16 protein-coding genes are annotated in these 20,650 nt (G+C 45.7%); 10 read left to right on the top strand and 6 right to left on the bottom strand.

The window, feature by feature from the left end; genetic code table 11:
• The 3 genes from SEDOR53_RS0102140 to SEDOR53_RS0102150 all read right to left on the bottom strand — a co-directional run bounded on the left by SEDOR53_RS0102140 (window position 1) and on the right by SEDOR53_RS0102150 (window position 5,237).
• A complete protein-coding gene (locus SEDOR53_RS0102140; protein ID WP_157576668.1) occupies window positions 1–2,343 on the bottom strand; it encodes a gliding motility-associated C-terminal domain-containing protein in 2,343 nt (780 codons plus the stop codon).
• A gap of 100 nt (window positions 2,344–2,443) precedes the next feature.
• Complete coding sequence (gene rpoN, locus SEDOR53_RS0102145; RefSeq protein WP_026768228.1) at window positions 2,444–3,934, bottom strand: RNA polymerase factor sigma-54; 1,491 nt, start codon at window positions 3,932–3,934, stop codon at window positions 2,444–2,446.
• 85 nt (window positions 3,935–4,019) lie between these two features.
• Window positions 4,020–5,237, bottom strand: a complete 1,218-nt coding sequence (locus tag SEDOR53_RS0102150) for a DegT/DnrJ/EryC1/StrS aminotransferase family protein (protein ID WP_026768229.1) — start codon at window positions 5,235–5,237, stop codon at window positions 4,020–4,022.
• Between the two features lie 55 nt (window positions 5,238–5,292).
• Between SEDOR53_RS0102150 and SEDOR53_RS0102155 the strand changes: the two genes are divergently transcribed.
• Together SEDOR53_RS0102155 and SEDOR53_RS0102160 are read left to right on the top strand one after the other, a co-directional pair.
• Complete coding sequence (locus SEDOR53_RS0102155; RefSeq protein ID WP_026768230.1) at window positions 5,293–5,952, top strand: DsbA family protein; 660 nt, start codon at window positions 5,293–5,295, stop codon at window positions 5,950–5,952.
• A 72-nt stretch (window positions 5,953–6,024) separates the two neighbouring features.
• Entirely contained in the window at window positions 6,025–6,657 is a 633-nt protein-coding gene (locus SEDOR53_RS0102160; RefSeq protein WP_026768231.1) for a DUF1579 domain-containing protein, read from the top strand.
• 83 nt (window positions 6,658–6,740) lie between these two features.
• On the opposite strand, the gene SEDOR53_RS0102165 is transcribed toward SEDOR53_RS0102160, so the two are convergent.
• A complete protein-coding gene (locus SEDOR53_RS0102165; RefSeq protein WP_026768232.1) occupies window positions 6,741–7,295 on the bottom strand; it encodes a DinB family protein in 555 nt (184 codons plus the stop codon).
• A 201-nt stretch (window positions 7,296–7,496) separates the two neighbouring features.
• Here SEDOR53_RS0102165 and SEDOR53_RS16905 point away from each other — a divergent pair, with 201 nt between their 5' ends.
• From SEDOR53_RS16905 to SEDOR53_RS0102215, 8 genes are all read left to right on the top strand, one after another.
• Entirely contained in the window at window positions 7,497–7,904 is a 408-nt protein-coding gene (locus tag SEDOR53_RS16905) for a DUF5606 domain-containing protein (RefSeq protein WP_198018771.1), read from the top strand.
• 137 nt (window positions 7,905–8,041) lie between these two features.
• Entirely contained in the window at window positions 8,042–10,936 is a 2,895-nt protein-coding gene (locus tag SEDOR53_RS0102175) for a glycoside hydrolase family 3 N-terminal domain-containing protein (protein ID WP_037361590.1), read from the top strand.
• A gap of 51 nt (window positions 10,937–10,987) precedes the next feature.
• A complete protein-coding gene (locus tag SEDOR53_RS0102180) occupies window positions 10,988–12,718 on the top strand; it encodes a DUF4836 family protein (protein ID WP_026768234.1) in 1,731 nt (576 codons plus the stop codon).
• A 30-nt stretch (window positions 12,719–12,748) separates the two neighbouring features.
• Window positions 12,749–13,396 (top strand): ATP-binding cassette domain-containing protein, encoded by a 648-nt coding sequence (locus SEDOR53_RS0102185; protein ID WP_026768235.1) that lies wholly within the window; start codon window positions 12,749–12,751, stop codon window positions 13,394–13,396.
• Window positions 13,397–13,411: 15 nt separating this feature from the next.
• Window positions 13,412–14,608 carry a hypothetical protein gene (locus SEDOR53_RS0102190; protein ID WP_157576672.1) on the top strand — a complete coding sequence of 399 codons (1,197 nt, stop codon included), beginning with the start codon at window positions 13,412–13,414 and terminating at the stop codon, window positions 14,606–14,608.
• Window positions 14,609–14,889: 281 nt separating this feature from the next.
• On the top strand, window positions 14,890–15,378 hold the full coding sequence (locus tag SEDOR53_RS0102200) for a hypothetical protein (protein WP_157576674.1): 489 nt from the start codon (window positions 14,890–14,892) through the stop codon (window positions 15,376–15,378).
• Window positions 15,379–16,003: 625 nt separating this feature from the next.
• Window positions 16,004–16,795, top strand: a complete 792-nt coding sequence (locus SEDOR53_RS0102210; RefSeq protein ID WP_026768239.1) for a sensor histidine kinase — start codon at window positions 16,004–16,006, stop codon at window positions 16,793–16,795.
• Entirely contained in the window at window positions 16,792–17,439 is a 648-nt protein-coding gene (locus SEDOR53_RS0102215; RefSeq protein WP_026768240.1) for a response regulator transcription factor, read from the top strand. Before SEDOR53_RS0102210 ends, SEDOR53_RS0102215 begins: the two co-directional genes overlap by 4 nt.
• 7 nt (window positions 17,440–17,446) lie before the next feature.
• On the opposite strand, the gene SEDOR53_RS0102220 is transcribed toward SEDOR53_RS0102215, so the two are convergent.
• Entirely contained in the window at window positions 17,447–19,594 is a 2,148-nt protein-coding gene (locus tag SEDOR53_RS0102220; RefSeq protein ID WP_026768241.1) for a peptidase domain-containing ABC transporter, read from the bottom strand.
• A complete protein-coding gene (locus SEDOR53_RS0102225; protein ID WP_198018773.1) occupies window positions 19,591–20,637 on the bottom strand; it encodes an HlyD family efflux transporter periplasmic adaptor subunit in 1,047 nt (348 codons plus the stop codon). The genes SEDOR53_RS0102220 and SEDOR53_RS0102225 overlap by 4 nt, the downstream gene beginning before the upstream one ends.
• Window positions 20,638–20,650: the final 13 nt, after the last annotated feature.

Consider the following 20,650-nt stretch of genomic DNA (forward strand, 5'->3'; position numbering starts at 1 on the left):
CTACCTGATTAATGCAAATGTGCCGTTCTTCACCACCCTGGTTCCGTCGATCATGATCGCTTCCATCACATAAGTATATGCTCCGCCAGGTGCTTTATTGCCTTTGTAAGTGCCATCCCAACCTTTCTTCGGATCTCTCGACTCAAATACAAGCGCGCCCCATTGGTTATAGACCATCAGCCGCAAGGAAGCAATGGCCGTTCCGTATACCAGGAATATATCATTGACGCCATCACCGTTCGGTGTGAAAGCATTGGGTATATAAATACCATTGCCAAAGGGGTTCAGTGCCCTTAATGATAATTGCGAAGTATCACTGGTTTCACAGGTATATCGACCCAGTGTTTTAACCGTCAGGTTAACCAGGTCATTGGGTTGCAATCCTGTTACTGTATGGGTAAGCCCGAGTAAGCCGCTCGAAGGCAATTGATAAGTAGTGCCCTTATCCAAACTCACAGAGAAGCCAGAGGCAACCGTTATGGGATTCCAGCGGAAGCGAAGCACGGCCAATCCTATCGAATCGGCATATATTACCGGCTTGGGTAATGACACCCGTACCACCACTTTTGCGTTAGCAGTCTTGGTAGAACATACTGCGGGGTTGCTGGCGCCGGAAACAGTAAAGCTCACGTCTTTGGCAATACCCGGCGTTTTATAATCCGGGGCTGTATGCAGTATCGTTGAATTACCGCTGATCGTCCACGAATAACTCACGCCGGTTTGCGGTAACGCTACATACATAGAATCGCTTTCACCGGTGCAGATAGAATCTTTGAGCGTTATCACGCCAAAATCCTTTATCGGCACGGCAATGAGCAACCGCGTGGTGTCTTGTGCAGTACAGAGATATTTTGTAACAGTTACCTTATAGGTACCACTTTGTTTTCCATAGATCGTTTGCGATGTGGCGCCATTGCTCCACAAATAAGAACTGAAACCCGCACCGGCGTCAAGCAGGGTACTGTCGGCACAAATGGATACATTCTTTTGCAAAGCCGTTTTCATGCCAGCCAATGTAATGGTCACACTATCGGAACAAACAACACCGCCTACCGTACGCGTTACTTTGTATTGGGTGGTTTGGGTGGGGGTGACTTTGATTGAGTCGGTAGTTTCACCGGTTGACCACTGCACTTTCACCCTTGATCCCGCTGAAAGCGTAGAATCTGGATAATAAGCCCAGATACCATCGTACCGTGCCCATATCATTCGCTTGCCTATAGGATCATAATACGCCATGCCGTTGGAAACACCGTTGGGTAATGCTGGCGGTATATCTCCTTCCCCCTGGAACTGGTTAAAACTGGTATCTACATTGCGACGGAAACGATAAGTCTTATTGGTATTAACATGATTCAGGTTAACGGTATAATTGGAGTCGGGTTTGAATCCGCCAAAAATGAAGAACCTGGATTTATTGTAATCATATACAGCGGCGCCTTCGTATTGAATGGACTGGCTGTTGACCGGCAATATTTTCGTGAAAGTGTAATTATTCTTTACATCTATTTCCCACAAGTCGCGCAGCCAGCACAGTCGCCCGTTCTGTGTGGCCCAGGGGCTACCCAGTGAACAACCATCTGCTTCATTACCGGTATAACTACCCTGGCCGGAGAACAGGTACAGCTTACTGCCATCTGCATTGGAGCCAATCAGATTACCTCCTTTGGGAACAGTATCGAGTGGTAGTACATTAGGTCTTTTTTCTATCCAGCCGGCCACGGTGTTTTCATAAACCCAATTTTTCATAGTTCCGTAACCGAAACCGCCATATAAGCCAGCCTGTCCGCTAAATGGGTTCCAGAAAGAAGAAGCGCCATAGCAGTCATTGTCGGTGAAGCCAACGCTGATCTGCTGCCAGGATCCTCCGTTCTCACTCACTGCCCATACCGCATCACGTCCTGCTCTCCAGCAAAGCAGACGTTTATTAGTGTAGTCGTAAGTGAATTCGGTATAATCGCCTGGCCAAAGGCCTGAAATAGGTATAGATTTCTGTGTATTTTTCCGCAGATCATAACGCACGATGATCTGGTGGTAGATGGTATAGAGGAACTGACTGTCGCGATTGTACCCGAACGGTTTCGGGTTGAAAAGAATACTATCGGCCATACCGCTCCGGGTTATCAATTGTTTCCATACACCCGGCATGGAATCAGGAGGCGGAGGCGGCAGCAGTTTGAGGGTCAAACTGGTTCCATCACAAATAGTAGTATCTCTCTGGATGATGAAAGGTGTACACCCTTGCGGGAAAGGCAGGGAATCGAATAAAACATCCTTTCCCCATGAAAACATGGGGGCAAGAAGGAATAATAAAGAAAGTGTGTATAATTTTCTCTTATTCACGAAGGTTTTTTATAGGCGGACTTTCCCCTGCCGGGGATATAACGCTAAAATATACAAAATAGTATGAAACCGCCAGCGTTTCTGGCAATAATCCGCAGTTTTACAGCTCTTTACGCAGGCGGGCTACGGGTATATTCAGCTGTTCACGGTATTTGGCCACCGTTCTGCGGGCAATATTGTAGCCTTTCTCCTGGAGCATATCGGTGAGGAGCTCATCGCTGAGGGGTTTTCTTTTATCTTCTGCTTCTATCAGGTCGCTGAGGATCTTTTTCACTTCGCGGGTGCTCACTTCCTCCCCGCTATCGGTACTCAAAGATTCACTGAAGAAGAATTTGAGGCGGTAGGTACCGAATTCTGTTTGTACAAATTTGCTGTTGGCCACACGACTTACGGTAGAGATATCCAAGCCGGTCAGTTCGGCAATATCTTTCAATATCATCGGCTTCATCGTGGTCTCATCGCCTGTAAGAAAGAATTCGCGCTGGTGTTTCATGATAGCGCTCATGGTATTGATCAGTGTTTCCTGTCTTTGTTTGATCATATCAATGAACCACTTGGCAGAATCGATCTTTTGTTTGATGAAGAGTATGGCTTCTTTCTGTCGCTTGTCTTTTTTATTGCCTTTATCGTAATCCTTCAGCATGTCGCGGTAACCTTCGCTGATGCGCAGATCGGGAGCATTCTTGGCATTCAGCGTGAGCTCCAGCTTCCCATTGTTATTGATGATGAAAAAATCGGGAACGATATAACTCTCCGCTTTATTGATCTCGCCAATATGGCCGCCTGGCTTGGGATTGAGTTTGATGATCTGGCTGATCACTTCCCTGATCTGTTCATCGCTGAGATTGAGTCCGCGTTGTATTTTCTCGTAATGCTTCTTGGTAAACTCGTCAAAATACCTGCTCAGTACCTGTATAGCCAGCTCCACGCCTATGCCTTCCGACAGCTTTCTTTTCAACTGAAGCAACAGACATTCTTTCAGGTCACGCGCGCCAATACCTGGCGGGTCGAACTGCTGTATCTGGTGGATAATGGTTTCTATTTCTTTTTCATCTACCTGCAAGGATTGGCGAAAAGCGAGGTCATCGGCGATGGACGACAGTTCGCGACGCAGGTATCCGTCATCATCGAGACTTCCCACTACCTGCTCTGCTATTTTAAGACTGCGCTCATCCAGTTCCAGCATGCCCAGTTGATCAACCAGGAGGTCATGGAAACTGGTCTCTACTTTGATAGGGATGATTTTCTGATCGTCCATCTCAGGATAATTATCATCCTTCAGTTTATAGTCTGCGATCTCTCCATCATCATCCATCACATATTCACTGATGTCTACATTCTCATAATCTTCCACACTCCCGTCGGGGTCGAGGTCATCGGCCTCATGGTTATCAAATTCGTCCTGCAGTTCATCGGAATATTCATCTTCGTGCCTGTCCTCATCCATCTCCAGGGCAGGGTTCTCTTCCAGCTCTTCTTTGATGCGCTCTTCCAGGTTGGCCGTAGGCACCTGCAATAGCTTCATCAGCTGTATCTGCTGTGGAGACAGTTTCTGTAGTAACTTCTGTTGTAATGACTGGCTTAAAGACATAGGTTTCTAAAACGCTGCAAATTTACACACAAAATGATGCCAGACATGATTTCTGGCATCTCATTTGTGGATTTTGATTTGCCTATCATGCCTGCACAGTCGCTTCGCTCAATACTTTTTTGATGATATCAGCCATTTTTGTCCCCTTCTCTCGCACCTGTTCTTCCGTCCACATCAGACTAATGGCAGTTGAAATACAGCGGCTCATAATGGCATCGCTTGCCGGAAAGTTGGTTGATCGCAGTTTTTGTAACGCAGCTTTTTGTTCTGCGTTGAGGTTATTCAGTGTAGCAATATTTTTTAAGTGGTCCCATTGTTTGATATAATGCCAGTTGTTCGCATACCAATAAAAATTGCCTGGTAATATGCCTTGTGCTTTCATTTCCACAACTACCGCTTTTGCGATGGCTTCGGTTGGCAGAAACCAACTGAGAAAAGTACAGCTATCCCCTTCCGCATCGGGTATTACACGAAAACTCAATTCGGGTACCTGCTCCAGGTAGGAACGCAGCAGGCGCTGGTTTTTCCGCTGAATGGCCAGGAACTGATCGAGCTTGCGTATCTGTGCGAGTCCAACTGCTGCATGCAGTTCACTGATGCGAAAATTTTGTCCTATGAACGGGTGCAGATCAGCGCCCCTATCCGCTCCTTTGTGATCGTGGCCATGATCGGTATAGCCATCACATTTCAAATACACTTCTTCATTATTTGTAAGTACCACTCCTCCTTCTCCACAAGTAATAGTTTTAACAAAATCGAAAGAAAAAGCGCCCGCATCGCCAATGGTACCTACTGCTTTCCCTTTATACGTAGCGCCGATGCTCTGGCATGCATCTTCAAGAAATACGAGTTGATGTTCTTTACATATCTGTTGCAACGCGTCTATATCGGCCATACTGCCACACATGTGCACGGGCATTATGCATTTGGTTCTGGGTGTGATGGCCGCGCGAACCGCATCGGGATTGAGCGTGAGCGTTTCATCCACATCTACCAATACAGGTATGGCGCCTACTCCGAGCACTGCTTCAAAACTGGCCACGAAAGTAAAAGTAGGCATGATCACTTCATCGCCTGCACCAATATTCAACACAGTCAATGCTGTTGTAAGCGCGGTAGTACCGCTCGAAGTGAGCTGTGCATATTTAGCGCCGAATACACGGGTAATGGCTTCTTCCAATTCTTTGGCTTTCCAGATGCCCTTACGGGGACCATCAAAACCATAACGCATCAATATGCCTGTTTCCAGTACATCATTGACTTCTTTTCTTTCTTCATTGCCAAAAAATTCAAAACCGGGCATATTGTTAAAGTTGTAGAGCAAAGGTAGAGAAACTTAGGTAGACTATCTTTGTGTAATGGAGCCTTCTCTTATTTACTGTTATGATGCTTATTGTGGGTGGTGTTATGGGTTCAGTCCGGTAATAAAAAAAATAGCTGCGCATTATCCTCAATTACCTGTTCAGGTATTATCCGGTGGTATGATCTTGCCGAAAGAACCTGTGCATATCGGCGCTACTGCAGGCTATATCCAACAGGCTTATAAGACCGTTGAAGAATATACAGGCATTCAATTTGGCAATGATTATCTCTGGCATATCAATCACCCGGAGTTGAGCGACTGGTACCCTAATTCTGAGAAACCCGCTATTGCATTGTGTATTTTCAAAACCTTTTATCCCAACAAGCAACTGGAGTTCGCATCTGATCTGCAGTATGCATTGCACTACGAGGGGCGCGACCTGACCGATGACGAAGCCTACCGTCATTTACTGGAAAAATATGGTATCGATGAAAAGGTTTTTTACAGCAAGCTTAAAAGCGAAGAATATAAAGTGCAGGCGCATTATGAATTTTCACTGGTCAAACAATTGCAGGTAACTGGCTTTCCTTGCCTGCTGTTGCAGGAAACCGACAGCCGCTTTCACCTGCTGTCCAGAGGCTATACCGATTATGAAACGCTCCGGGCCAGGCTCGACGCGGCTTTAAAGCAGGTTGGCTCGGGCAACCACTCATAAAATAATTCCCTGCTGACCGCTTGACATTGCCGGAAGGGGTTTGTATTTTTCATGTCCACTAAAACGGGCCTTATGAAAAATATCCATTTGCTAGCTGCTTTGCTGCTGCTTGCATCAACCGCCTGCAACAATACCAAAAAAGAAGAAAGCGGCATGGCCAAAGACGGCGCCCAGCAAGCTTCTGCCTCAACTCCTGATTCTGCCACTATGATGAAGAACTGGCAGGCTTATATGACGCCTGGCGACATGCACAAGATGATGGCATCCTGGGATGGCAACTGGAGTTGCACTGTTAGTAGCTGGATGCAGCCGGGCGCACCGCCGATTACCAGTACAGGCACTGCCGTTAACAAAATGGTCTTGGGCGGACGTTACCAAGCTTCTGCTTTTACCGGCACTTTCAATGGAATGCCTTTTGAAGGAATGGGTACACTGGCTTATGATAATGTCAAAAAACTATTCATCTCCACCTGGGTAGACAATATGGGTACCGGTGTAATGAAAATGGAAGGCCCCTGGGACCCAGCCACGAAAACCATGGATCTCAAAGGCTCGATGATAGACCCAGGTACAGGTAAAGAAGTAACCGCACACGAAATGTTCACTGAAAAAGATGCCAATACACAGGTCATGGTCATGTTCGCACCCGGGCCCGGCGGAAAAGAATACAAATCGATGGAGATTTTATTTACCCGCGACAAATAAAAGGGACCCATTGTTGCCAATAAAAAAGCTGCCCGTTATAACGGACAGCTTTTTTATTGGGTTGATGTTTACAAATTCCTGTTTCAGAATAACATTTCCTGCGGAGGTTTGATACCCTGTGTACGGATATAGATGGTACACTGGCCACGATGGTGTGTCTGGTGTTCGAATGTTTTCAATAAAAATGCATACCTGGAAGCAGAGAAACCGAATATGCTCACCGACTCCCACAATTTCGACAGGTCCATCTTTTTAATACTGTTGATGGCATAATCATAACTCTCATTCACATAATAATGAACAGAATCTGCGCTTTGGGCAGTCTTTGTTTTTTCCAGTGAAAAGAGGCGTGCCGGAGGATACAGCATGGCATTACCGGTAGCGTTTGCCATCAGTCCGATGTTGGCAGTAGCCAGGTGCAGCATTTGCTGCGCGAAGGTGCGGATACTGTCATTCGGCCTGGTATCATACTTATCGGCCGGCATAACAGCCAGGTACGCATTGGTATACACTTTAGCCCTTTCCCAATCGCGTATCATCTGCGCCCGGACACTGTCTGCCGGAAGATCCTGTGCCCGCAGAGCAGTTGCCGTGACCAGCAGCAGTAGTAAAGAAAAACAAGTGAACAGTTTTTTCATGTGTGTTTTTTTTATTGTTTGTAATGTTCACATAAAATTTGTCTGGTACACATAAACATAAATATGTCATGTACTATAACTCATTTCATGTTGATGATTTTGGGAGGTCAAAATAATCAATCGGTTTTCGAATTCAAAACCGTTCAAATAACTTGTTAGTTATTTTTCCCTTTACTTTGCAACTCTTAACAGTAAGTTTATATGGAGTATAGCAAATTGATTTCGGTAACTGGTATCGCGGGTTTATTTGAGCTGGTGGGCAGCAAGACAGACGGCGCCATTGTACGTTCTCTGGATGATAAAAGCACCAAGTTCGTGAGCAGCCGGGTGCATAATTTCTCTCACCTCGAAAGCATCGAAGTATATACGGTTCGTGAAAATGTAAACCTGGTGGAAGTATTCCAGGCCATGGATAAAAGCAAAACTGCCCTGCCGTCTGATAAAGACGATAAGGCCGTAAAAGCTTATTTTCAGAAAGTATACCCCGATATGGATTTCGACCGCGTATATGCCAGCGACATGAAGAAAATGGTCAAATGGTTCAATATACTGAAGGCCAACCAGGTAGAACTGAAGCTGAACGAAGAGCCACCGGTCGAGGAAGCATGAGTAATCAAAGATCAAGAGATTAAAGCCGGCGCCGCCGGTTTTTTTTATGCCCTTTGGTCTGGGTTTAAACGCAGTCTCACTCATAAAAACGCACAAAAACGCATCCGTTTCCTTATCTTGTGTATTCAAGCGCTATTATGAAAAAACTGCTTCTTCCTATTCTTATCCTAATGCTGGGTATGATGGCTCAGGCCCAATCATTCTATGAAAAAACACCCGAAGCTGAGCGTTGGGTAAGAAAAAAGTTTCGTAAGCTCTCAAAAGACCAGCGGATTGCCCAACTGATGATCATCAGGGCACATAGCAACCTGGGACCCGATCATGTAGCGCAGGTGACCGAGCTGATTAAAAAATACAATGTAGGCGGACTCTGCTTTTTCCAGGGAGGGCCCGTCAGACAGGCGCTCCTCACCAATTATTACCAGTCCATCGCTAAAACACCGTTGATGATCGCGATCGATGGGGAATGGGGACTTGGTATGCGACTCGACAGTGTAACCAGTTTCCCGCGCCAACTCATGATGGGTGCTGTACCCGATGCGCAACTCATTTACCGGTTTGGTAATGCGGTGGGTGAACAATGTAAACGCATGGGCATACAAGTCAATTATGCACCTGTAGTAGATATCAATAACAATCCCCAGAACCCGGTGATCAACGACCGCAGTTTTGGTGAAGACAAATACAAAGTGGCGCTTTACGGCGTACAATACATGAAAGGCATGCAGGACAAGGGCGTGATGGCCTGCGCCAAACATTTCCCCGGCCATGGTGATGTAGCCGTTGACTCGCATAAAGACCTACCGGTGATCAACAAAACAAAGGCGCAGCTCGACGAACTGGAGCTTTATCCTTTTCGCGAACTCATTAAAGCAGGTGTGGGGAGTATGATGATCGCGCATCTTTCCATTCCTGCCATCGATACCACACCTAACCTGCCTACTTCGCTTTCCGTAAAAAATGTTAGCGGTTTGCTGCGCCAGGAACTGGGTTACCAGGGTATTTCTTTTACCGATGCGCTGGAAATGCAGGGCGTAGCCAAATTCTTTCCCAAAGGAGATGCTTCTGTTCTCTCTCTTATTGCAGGTAATGACATGCTTTGCTTGCCCGGCGATATTCCCGGCAGCATAGCCAAAGTAAAAGAAGCCATCAAAGCAGGGAAGCTGAGTTGGGAAACCATCAATGCACGGGTGAAAAAAGTATTGCTGGCGAAATACCACCTGGGGTTGAACCATCTTTCTGCTATCGACACCACGCACCTGGTGGATGACCTCAATCAACAAACCAATCAGCTCAGGCAAGAGATAGCAACCAATGCACTTACGCTGCTACGCAGGAATAACGCCGCACTCCTGCCCCTTCATGCAACAAAAGTTGCTTATGTGGGCATTGGTATTGCAAAGCCAAATGTATTCGCGGCAAGGTTGCAACAGGATGATCATGTCGATCTGTTTTTCTTCGATGAAAAGAATAATAATGCTGCCGATATACTCCAGAAACTTTCGGGTTATGATGCCGTGGTGATGGGCTTGCACAATTATAGCCGCGTGCCGGCCAATGATTTCGGACTGAGCGCTGCTGCACGTGATTTCATTAGTCGCCTGCAACAATCCAATACCATCAGTTTTGTATTCGGCAATCCTTATGCACTCAAATACACCGCAAATGCACAGAACCTCGTAGCCTGCTATGAGAACGACGACATCACACAAAACGCAGCGGCCGATCTGTTGCAAGGGAAGATACAGGCAAAGGGTAAACTGCCCGTTACTGTAGACAATCAGCTTAAGTTTGGAGACGGTATTGTATATCACAATTATTTTCCGCAGGTAAGTCCGGCTGCTGTTGGCATACGCCAGGATACGCTCGACCGGATAGACCGCATTGCTTCCGATGCCATTGAAAAAGGAGCGGCACCCGGTTGTGTGGTGCTGGTAGCCAAAGACGGAAAGCTGGTTTATTACAAAGCTTTCGGCTATACCAGTTCCGATAAACAAACCCCCATGCATACAGAAGATGTATTCGACCTGGCATCGGTAACGAAAGTATCGGCCACCACCGTTTCCATTATGAAGTTGTATGAAGAAGGAAGGATCAGCCTGGATAAAACATTGGGCGATTATCTTCCCTGGACAAGGGGAACCAATAAAGCGGGACTAAAACTAAGTGATGTGCTGTTGCACCAGGCCGGGCTGGTACCTTTTATTCCATTTTACAGGGAAGTGATTGATACGGTGACCGGCAAACCATTGCCGCAATATTTCAGTACTATCAAAGATGCACAACACCAATATCGTGTGGCAGAAAACCTTTTCCTGCGCAACGATTGGGAGGATACCCTGTATCACCGCATCCTGCAAAGCAAGCTCGGCGCACCGGGCACTTACGTGTACAGCGACAACGACTTTATATTTCTGGGCAAGATCGTAGAAGCCGTTAGCGGTATGCCCCTGGATCAATATGCGCGTAGTCATTTTTATCTGCCGTTGCAGATGAACAGTACCACTTTCAAGCCAAGGGAAAGGATGCCCTTGCAGGTGATTGTGCCCACTGAAGAAGAACATCATTTCCGCATGCAACTGATCCACGGCGATGTACACGATGAAGGGGCCGCCATGTTCGGCGGGGTGGCCGGGCATGCCGGGTTGTTCAGCAATGCTTACGACCTGGCGCAGTTGTACCAAATGTTGTTGAATGGCGGCGAACTCAATGGCACCCGCTTTTTTCAAAAAACAACGATTGACCGCTTTACTGCTTATAACAGTACGGTAAGCCGGAGGGGACTGGGCTTTGATAAGCCCGAAAAAGACAATGCTACCCGCAAAGAGCCCTATCCTTCGGCGAGTGTTTCACCGGCTACATTCGGACATACTGGCTTTACCGGCACCTGCGTTTGGGTAGATCCCAGGTATAACCTGGTATATATTTTCCTGTCCAACAGGGTCAACCCCACGCGCAATAACAACAAATTGAGCCAGTTAAATGTGCGTTCAAACATCCAGGAAGCCATTTATCAAGCAATGATCCAATAAGCAATAACAAATAGTAACTTCGTATATATCAACCCTTAATCTCTATCCTATATGAAGTTACTTGTCCGCTACGCCGTAGCCGCCGTATTATTGGTGGCCGTTCTTTCGTCTTGTAAGAACCGTACACCCCAGCAAGCCAAACTAATTCCCAAAACTGCAGCTGTTGTTTTGGTACTGGATGCCAAAGCTATGCAGGATAAACTGCAGAAAGGAGGCTTGAGCGTCGATTCATTATTCGAGAATTTCTTTCGTCGCGATAAAGACGATTCGGCTCACAAAGCCAAGATCAATGATTTGCGCAACAATGCCGGCATCAACTGGAACAGCCAGTTGTATTTTTTTGTCAGCAATAAACCAGGTAAGAGTGCCCAGGAATCCATCAATGTATTCAATGTAATGGGTAGTCTCAATGATCCTTCCAAATTCGAAGCATTCCTGAAAAAACAGGATGACCTGAAAAACAAAGAGATCAAAAAAGAGAATGGTTATTCTTACCTGCTGGCAGATGATGGCGTTGTGCTATCGTGGAACGACCGGTACCTGATGGCCACCATTTATAACCAGAATACCAGACCCGTTTACGATTCGGTTTCAGGTAGCTTTAAAAAACCAGAGACAGGTAATATCGCTGAGAATGCAAAAGCAGAAGTGAATAGTTATTATACATTGAAAGAAGAAGAGTCGTTGGCCAGCTTGCCTTTGTTTACCGATCTTTTCAAAGAAAAAGCAGACGGTTATGCTTTCACCAGTTCCAACAGCTACCTGGGCATGCTCAGCATGATGCCCTTTCAGTTACCCAAGCTGGAAGACTTTGTAAAAGACAACTATTCTGCCTCCACCCTCAATTTTGAAGACGGGAAAATACTGGCGAAAACAACCAGCTACCCCAATGAATTGCTCGCGGCTTTGTGTAAACAGTTTCCCAGTCCGGCTGTTAACCTTTCACTCATCGATCATTTCCCTTCACAGCACATCAATGGTTTCCTCCTTTTTGCTTTCAACCCGGATATCATTGGAGGCTTGCTGAAGCAGATGGAAGTGGAAGGAATGGCAAATAATCTTTTACAGAAATCGGGTATCACCACGGAAGATTTTTATAAAGCCATGAAAGGCGATGTGGCCATTGTGCTTTCAGACATTGGCCTGAAGCAACCCGAGCCGCAAAATAAAACCGACGAACTGAGTATGGTACGCAGCAAGCCGACTTACAAAATGATCGTCAATATTCCTGTAGGTAATCAGGCCAACTTTTTCAAACTCATGGACCAGGCTGCGCAATCGGGCGTGGTTACCAAACAGGGCAATATATACAAAGGGGGCGGCCTCCTGTCAGCCTTTGGTATATATATTCAGGGCGATGCAAAGAACCTGATCCTTGCCAGCGATTCATTGACCTATGTACAATACATGGCAGGCACTAGTAAAGCAGTCATCGATCCGGAGATTACCAGCAGGTTTAAAGACAAAACAAGTTGTTTTTATTTTGATATAGCACGAACCATTGGCGACTTATCTACCAACGATTCCTCTTCTAATTACCGCCAGTCGATGAACACAGCGAAAGCAACTTTCAAAGATGTTGTTGTAACTGCTGGTCCCTTCAATGGCAAATCGTCCAACGCTGTTTTTGAGGTTCGCTTGCAGAACGAAAAGCAGAACAGCCTGGTTACACTTACCAGCCTGCTCACCGATGTAGCAGTGGATATGCGTGCACAAGCTAAAAAGGAAAGGGCGCTGGAGATTTTTCCCGGAGGAGTACCTGCCATTATTCATACCAATTAATCCCCGCTTTGTAATATCCAAATCGTAGCTATGGACATTGTGATGCAACAGGTGCTTCCGCTTCCGTTGAAAGATAAATTGCTCAAAAAGCCTTCCGATGTGTGGAATACCAGTCGTGTTTTTCGCCAGGGGAAATGGATCAAAATAAAAGCGCCAAGCGGTACGGGCAAAACCACATTGGTGCACATGCTGTACAGGCTTCGTCAGGATTATGAGGGGCGCATATCCTGGGGTGATCAACTGCTCACTTCTATTACGGCAGCCGAACTCGCATCGTTGCGCCAACAGAAGATCAGCATTGTTTTCCAGGACCTGCGGCTGTTCCCCCATCTTACTGTACATGAAAACATAGAACTCAAACGGGTATTGCAAACGCCCTATTATAGTAATGAAATGATTGATGAGATGGCAGAAGAATTGGGCATTACGCATATCCTGCATCAACGTGCCGGCCTGTGCAGTTATGGCGAGCAACAACGCGTAGCCATCATCCGGTCATTGATGCAGCCTTTTGAATGGCTGATCATGGATGAACCGTTCAGTCACCTCGATAGGGCCAACACCGCCAAAGCCGTTGCATTGATCGCGAGGGAATGCGGTAAAAGAAAAGCGGGACTGGTCATCACCGATCTCGATGAAGACCAGCATTTTGCTTATACAGATGAACTCACTTTATAAATGACAGGGCATCACATGGATCAGTTGAAACATCTTTTAACCAAACTCATTCGATCTGGTGCAGGCCGTTCCCGTTTTGTGATGGCCATCCTGGGTTTGTCGATCGCCATGGTATTGATACTGGCGGCCGTGCAGATACAGGTAAATTATAACGAGTTGCTGCATGGCAAGCGCAACCAGGACAGTGTTGCTAATTTCCTGGTGGTGAACAAACTGCTCACTGATCGAAATATCGGTGCTACTGCACTTACAGGCGATGAGATCAATGACCTTAAGCGACAGCCTTTCGTGCAATCAGTAGGTTTGTTAACGCCCAGTCGTTTCAAAGCATCTATTCAAAGCAATAGCGAGCGATTCCCTTTCTTTACTGAAATCGCTTTTGAAAGCGTACCCAACGAATTCATTGATGTTACGAATAAAGATTGGCGATGGGATGAAGGATCAAATTTTGTTCCGGTGATCGTGCCCAACATGTTCCTTGATTTTTACAATTTCCAGTTTTCATTTTCTCAGAACCTGCCGCAATTGACGCGTGAGGTAGTTAAAATGATTATCTTCAGGATCAACGTTTATGGCCCCAACGGCATCACCAGTTTTAACGGAAGGGTCGTAGGGTTCAGCGACCGGGTCTCTTCTTTGTTGGTACCGGAGGAATTTATGGACTGGGCTAACCAGCGGATGGCCGGTGCGGGTGAAGCCAAACCGTCAAGGGTTATTATCCGTACGGCCGACCCCGGTAATCCGGCACTGGTACAATATCTCAGGGGGCACGGACTGAGTACTGATGCCGACAAAACACGTTTCAGCCGTTACCGGCAGGTAGTGGATGTAGTAGTGAATATTTCAGGGGTAACCGGGCTCGTGATGCTACTATTTGCATTACTCATATTTACGCTCTTTATACAACTGACCATCGCTTCCTGTAGCCGTGAAATCATATTGTTGATCACTTTAGGGGCAGCACCCAGACAATTAGAACAATTCCTGATGGGCCGGTTCTTCCCACCAAATATAGGGATAGTTGTGGGGGCTCTTATTTTAATAACTGTTTTTCAGTATATTACATATTTGTATTTGAAAATAATGCATATATTTATTAGTCCAGGGATTTCGGTGTACACAGTGTCAATAGCCCTTATTTTATTGATAGTCATCTGGTTAGTGAATCGGAGCAGCATTCGGAAGCATATCGGAAAAACAGGTCTTGAATGAAGGTGGAGGCTTGTTTTCCACAGCTTGGGGATAATTTTGCGGAAAACACGGTTAAAAAAACCGTGAAAACACCGGCAAAATTCAGTGTTTTAAAATTAAAAGGCTGCTGATTTCTTCCGATTTTTGTAATACCCGTAAATACATCTTGTTGGTTTTAAGTGTTATCAGGCAGTATTTCCGTAAAATTTATTATTCGCTTAATCCAATACCTATATATAACCGAATAGGTCTTATATATTTTTAACTATCCTAGACATAACCGAAACCTAAAACTTTTTTAGATGAAAAAGATTAACTTAATGAGCGGCTTTTTGATGCTCGCCGTGGTTGCTACTCTCTTTGTAGCTTGCCAGAAAGAGCAAAATGGCGTTTCTGCACAGAATGGGACTACTGCTTCAAAAGCGAATGAATCTGCTATCGGCGTAGCCGTGAACGGTTCAGATGTAGCGGGTTTCATTACCGGAGGCGCTGCGCAACAAATGCATGATGCATATGTTAAATCAAACCCCAACGGTACCCAGTACGTTGTTTTTAAGATCAAGGACTTGCAAGGGTTCCTTCAGATACTGAAAAGCAAGTACAATTCAGATAATGTGTATGTGAACTTTGCCGTTTACAATGCACAGACTGCTAAAGACCCTTCGAACGTGGGAAAGACTACTGTTTATTTTTCAGGCGACGACAACAGGGTTGTTAATGGTACAGTACAGAGCAACGATGCTTCAGCACCCAGCGACGCTTATTTAAACCACGGGGGTATTTATCCATAAGTTCATGGAAGCGGCGATTTATTTGTATTTTCAAATACTCAGCCTCGTTTTAGCGATCTTTTTTTATGCAAAAAAGGGATAAAATAATCAAGTATTTTATCCCTTTTTTGTTATTAACTGTAATCGTTGAATTGGTGGGTACTTGGTTTAGCTACAAGGATATTAAGAACTATTGGCTGTACAATATTTTTACAACTATTGAGTTTATATTCTATTCATTTCTTTTTTACCTTCATTTCAGGCGGCCAGTATTTAAGAAGGTCGCGTTAGTTCTCATACCTATACTGATACTTTTCGATGTTGTGAACCTCACTTTTATACAGGGTACCAAATATTTTCATACTTATACTTTCTTGCTGGGTTCTTTTTTTATCGTGGTATTTTGCTGCTTTTTCCTCTATGAATCTATCCTGCCAGAACACATCAACCAGCATCTCTCTAAGCAACCTTTCTTCTGGATTTGTATCGGCTTGCTTATTTTTTATCTGGGATCTGTCATCATCAACGCATTATTTGAATATCTTCGGTCGAACGATCTGCAAAGGGAGGGAATTAAGATTTATGGGATTATCAACCATACTTTAAACGTACTTTTGTACAGTTCATTCAGTGTCGCATTTTACCTATGCCGAAACAACAGGAAGACATACTCATCACCATCGTAATTGCTTCCGTATTCCTGGTATTGATCGGTTTTTTCCTTTTGCTCATTGTGTTCATTTTCTTGCGGCGCCAGCGAAAATTCCAGCAGGAACGGGATGAAATGAAAAACCGCTTCGACCAGACCATTTTAAAAACCCAGTTGGAGATCCAGGAACAGACTTTCAGCCATATCAGCCAGGAAATACACGATAACATTGGACAGGTATTGAGCCTGGTGAGATTGAACCTCAGCACTTTCATGGATGATGTCTCCGAAGAGAAATTCGAGCATACCGACCAGTTGCTGGGAAAAGCCATCAAAGACCTCCGCGACCTGAGCCATAACCTGCAGTCCAACAGGATCAATGACATCGGAATTCTGGAGTCTATTCGCCAATTAATGGCTACCTTGCAGAAGACGGGTCGCTATGCTACCAGCCTGGAAATTGCCGACAGCTTTGCAGGAGTAAACAAAGACACAGACCTGATCCTGTTCAGGATGATACAGGAAATCATCAACAACATTATCAAGCACGCTTCTGCTTCGGCTATTGATATCAAGATTGAAAGCGATCCCAGCAATATAAAGATAGTGGTCACAGACAATGGAACGGGATTTGACACGGAAAAGTTGAAAAAAACGGGGCATGGTATTGGTTTACAGAATATTTTTAACAGAGCAAAGATGATTCACGCAACCGTTGATATCCAGAGTAACCCGGGTCACGGCACTGCCATTACCTTACAGATTAAACCCAATAGGCCTTTATTATGACGCTTGTTGCATTAGTAGACGATCACGAATTGCTCCGATCAGGGCTTGCGGCCATCATCAATTCATTTGATGGTTATAAGGTAGTGATGCAAGCGGGCAATGGTAAAGAATTCATTGACCAGTTGAACCATGAAGCTCCGCCCGATATTGTATTGCTCGATATTACCATGCCTGTTATGGATGGCTTTGAAACTGCCGAATGGATCAAGAAAAGCCTCTCTTCCACACGTGTACTTGTATTGAGCATGCTTGAAAACGATATCGCCATTATTCGTATGATGAAAAATGGCGCGAGGGGTTACTTGCTAAAAGACAGTAAGCCCAAAATATTCAAACAGGCCCTTGACAATATCCGGGACACCGGCTATTTCATCAATGAACTGATCAGTGATAAACTGATGAACTATATCAGCAATGGCAATTCATTTGCCGTTAATGCACCCTTTGGCTCTCTCTCAGACAATGAAGTACATTTTCTGCGACTCATCTGTTCAGATAAAACCTATAAAGAAATCGCCGAAGAGATGTGTGTAAGCCCCAGAACGATTGACAGCTATCGCGACAACCTGTTCAAAAAATTAGACATCAAGACAAGGGTAGGCCTGGCTATTTTTGCCATGAAGCACAACCTGGTTGAAATGTGATCATCCGTCAGGGCTGCCACAAACGCACATAAGCGCCGTTCTGTTGCATCAACTGATCGTGCGTTCCTGTTTCCAGTAATTTCCCTTTATGCAAAACATGAATGCTATCGCAATTCCTGATCGTTGCCAGGCGATGTGCAATCACAATTACAGTCTTGCCCCTGCTCCTGAACCATTGTAGCGCTTCCTGCACTTTTTGCTCACTTTGGCTATCCAATGAAGCTGTTGCTTCATCCAGCACCAGTATCTCTGGGTTGCGATACAAAGCACGGGCAATGGACAATCGCTGTTTTTGTCCGCCCGATAAATTATTCCCCTGTTCCTGCACCTGGCTATTGAACCCCGCCGGCAACTGCTCGATGAAAGTATCCAGTCCCAGCAGCCGGGAAAGAAAAAAGATTTTCCGGTTATCCGGATACTCATCCCCAATACCTATATTCTCTGCAATAGTGCCTGCAAACAGGTCTGTTTCCTGTGGTACCGGCGCTATTAGTTTCCGCAGGCTCTCTCGGCTGACCAGGGTAATATCGATCCCACCAATGTATATTTTGCCCTTTGATAAAGGATACAATTGTTGCAATAAAGCAAGGAGGGTAGATTTTCCACTACCACTCTCTCCTACGATCGCCGTACAGCTTCCTTTACGTATACAGAGGTTAAGGCCTTCGAAGACCTGTTCCCTGGTTCCATACCTGAAATGTACATCCTGGAAAACAATATCTCCCATCTGAGCTGGTTCCAGTACTATTTTCCCGGCCTTCGTTCCCTCCTCCGTTTCAAGATCGATGATCTCGAATAACCGGTCTGCCGCAATGAGCGCTTCACGGATATCTTTGTTCGATCCGATCAGTGCTGCTGCAGGTGTAGTAAAGTATTCCGCGAGGGCATAAAAAGAAACCAGTTCACCAGGCGTTAGTTCTTTTCTGATCACAAAATATCCGCCGGTCCATAAAATAATGATCCCCAACAGCCGCGTAAATAAAGCAGAAGCCGTTCCGCTGTATAAACCCTTTTTACTACTGAAATAAACAGACCTGAGTAGTGCAATGAACCGATGCTCAGTTTTAACACCAGCCTGGTATTCCAGTCCAAACTGTTTAATCGTTGCTGCTGCATTCAGACTTTCTACCAGCTGGCTTTCCAGCGATGCCGCATTTTCCATTAGTCTGCGTTGCCATACACGATTGATGTTGCCCGTGATTTTGTATAGCAACAGGTAGCAAGGTAAAACAGCCAGCACAATAACCGCCAGTTTCCAGTAATAGAAGAACATCACCATGAAAGAGAACAACAACATGCTCAGGTTCACGATCGTATTAAGTGCGACTTCATTTACGAAATGACGGATCTTCACCGCATCATTTACCCTGCTGATGATTTCTCCTACCCGCATCGTATCAAAGAAGCGCTGTGGCAATCTCAACAAATGCTTATAATAACCGAGCAGTAATTGTACATCTATATGCTGTCCTACTTGCAATCCCAGCAAAGCCTTGAACATTCCTATGAATAACTGGAACAACAATAAACCCACCATCAGTATGCTCATCAGGTTGAGCAGTTTGATATTGTCTTCTACCAGTACCACATCGATGAGCTTCTGCATGTACACAGAAGTAGACAAACTCAACAAGGTAACCACAAGCGCCCCGGTAAGTGCCAGTAGCATCGAATACCGGTGCGGGGCAACCAGTTGCCAGAACCTGGCTACAGGTGTTGTCACAGCCTGCTGCCGACGGAACGCTGCCGCAGGCGCCAGTAGTACCAGCACACCCGTCCACTCTTTCGCAAAGGCAGTGTGGTTGTATCGATGTATCTGCCCATCAGCAGGGTCCATAATATTAATACAACGTTTCTTCACGCTGCAGATCACCACATAATGTTGCAAACCATTTTTCAGTACCACATGCGCAATAGCAGGCAAGGGAATACGTGGAAGGCTATCGATACCCGCTTTGCCGGCTTTGGCATCCATTCCCATCTGGCCGGCAGCTTCGAGCAGCCCACCTACAGAGGTACCATTTTTATCTGTGCCTGCATATTGCCGGATACGGCTGACCGGCCATTGCAGTCCATGATAAGCAGCAATGGAAGCCAGGCAAGCGGCACCACAGTCGGTAATATCCCTTTGCCTGATACACATCGCTTTTCTCATACCGATGGGTTTAACCAGTCATCCATATGATCGAGCAGTAGTTGCCACAAGCTCCTTTCCGTTACTTTAAACCGTGCCTGGAATCCAAGTCCTTTCTTCAAAGCCACTTCATATCCTTTTTTCAAACCCAAACGGGTGGTCTGAAAAGAACAGCGTACCCGGAATAACGGCCTGCCGTTAACCAGGCTGAAATCGTCATCAATAGCTATCACTCGTCCACTTACAGTACCAAAATACCGTTGTTCAAAAGCATCAAAGCTGCAGATCACGTTCATTGAATCCTTGATCAATCCTATATCTTTAGACGGCACATAACATTCCCCCATCAGGGTATCGGTTGGAGAAACCAGGCAAGCTGCTTCTCCGGCAGTTGCAAAAGCTCCGGTGTGCCACTGGCCGATGCCCTGCACAAAGCCTTTTACAGGCGAACGTACCAGTAACAAAGCTTCGTAAGCCGCGAGTTGTGCCGCCTGTTCTTCGCATTGTGCCAGTTCCATCCTGTTCCGCTCAAGCGCTTCCTGCCAATATCCCAGTTGTTCATTCCTGGCCAACCGGTATGCTGCTTCTTTTTCTTTCAGTTGAATTTGCATTTCATAAAAAGCATTCGGTGCCGTGATCCGCTCTTTCACCAGTGAACTATGACTTTGCAACGCATGTGCTGCCTGTTTAACAGCCAGTTCATGAATAACCAGCCGGTTCCTGAACCGGTTGTATTGCTCTCTGTACAACGGCAAATACAATTGCTGTTGAAGGCAAGCCGAATCAACTTCCGGTGCCGTCAGTAATAGCAGATCTTGTATATGTTGTTGCCGTTTATGCATTTCAAATTGGTTCCGAATTTTTTTAGACTGAAGCGTCGAATCTTTCAGACGCATCAGTACAGTTCCTTTTTCAACCAGGTCACCCTCCCGGCATCTGATCTCGGCAATAATACCTGTAGCGGGTATCTTCACTTCCGCTCGCGCTGTTGCCGGCCGGATCATTCCCTGAGCTTTAACGGTAATATCTACCCTGACCAGCGGAAGTACGGCAATCGCTACCACAAATAGCATTAGG

Source organism: Asinibacterium sp. OR53, assembly GCF_000515315.1.
Taxonomy (GTDB): Bacteria; Bacteroidota; Bacteroidia; order Chitinophagales; family Chitinophagaceae; genus Sediminibacterium.